Origin of the sequence: Nocardioides stalactiti (assembly GCF_014180715.1) — a bacterium.
Lineage (GTDB): Bacteria > Actinomycetota > Actinomycetes > Propionibacteriales > Nocardioidaceae > Nocardioides > Nocardioides stalactiti.
Genome location: NZ_JACEFC010000170.1, coordinates 1 through 777, shown reverse-complemented (window position 1 = coordinate 777; position 777 = coordinate 1). Strand labels below are relative to the sequence as shown.

The 777-nt window shown below is 75.2% G+C and carries 2 protein-coding genes (1 of these 2 only partly in view); both read right to left on the bottom strand.

The genetic code is table 11. The annotated features are described in order from the left end of the window. A protein-coding gene (locus tag H0487_RS21125) for a DUF4153 domain-containing protein (RefSeq protein WP_446685586.1) crosses the window boundary here: on the bottom strand, window positions 1–442 show its 5' end (the start). 1,997 nt of this gene lie to the left of the window's left edge; only the first 442 of its 2,439 coding nucleotides appear in the window; it begins with the start codon at window positions 440–442; its stop codon lies beyond the left edge, outside the window. Window positions 443–618: 176 nt separating this feature from the next. Next, entirely contained in the window at window positions 619–768 is a 150-nt protein-coding gene (locus H0487_RS21120; RefSeq protein ID WP_312856046.1) for a winged helix-turn-helix domain-containing protein, read from the bottom strand. Window positions 769–777 lie beyond the last annotated feature (9 nt).

Sequence of the window (777 nt, the reverse complement as noted above, 5' to 3'; positions counted from 1 at the left end):
GGTAGGTGACGTCGCGGTCACCGACCCTGGCCTCGGCGACCGCGGCCTCCAGCAGGAGGGCGACCTCGACCGGTGACCGCTCGAGCGGCGCCTTCCCCGCGTCGACGCGCGAGAGGTCGAGCAGGTCGCCGACCAGGCCGGCCATCCGCTCGCCCTGGTCGAGCGCGGCCCGCAGGGTCGCCTCGTCGGGCGGCGCGACGCCGTCGGCGAGGTTCTCCAGCAGCGCGTTGAGGGCGGTGAGCGGGGTGCGCAGCTCGTGGCTGACGTTGGCGACCAGCTCACGGCGCTGGCGGTCGACGGTGGCGAGCTCCTCCGCCATCGTGTTGAAGGCGGCCGCGAGCTGGCCGACCTCGTCCCGGGAGGCTGCGGTGACCCGGACGTCGTGGTCACCCTGCGCCATCCGGCGTGCGGCCGCCGTCATCTCCCGCAGCGGCGAGGTCATCCCGACCGCGAGCAGCTGGGTCACGGCGAGCGCCAGCGCGACCGTCACCGGGATGCTCAGCACCAGCGGGACTCCCCCGGCGTCGCCGATCGACGCGACGACCACGGCGACCACCACGCTGGCCGCGACGAGCAGCCCGAGCTTGACCTTGACCGAGCGAACCGGGTCGAGGAGGCTCACCGCTCCGCCCCGGCGTCACGGGGAGGCTCCAACGCGTAGCCGACGCCGTGCACGGTCCGGACCCGGTCCGCGCCGATCTTGGCGCGCAGCGCCTTGACGTGGCTGTCGACGGTGCGGGTGCCGGAGGCGCCGGGCCAGCCCCACACGTCCGCCAG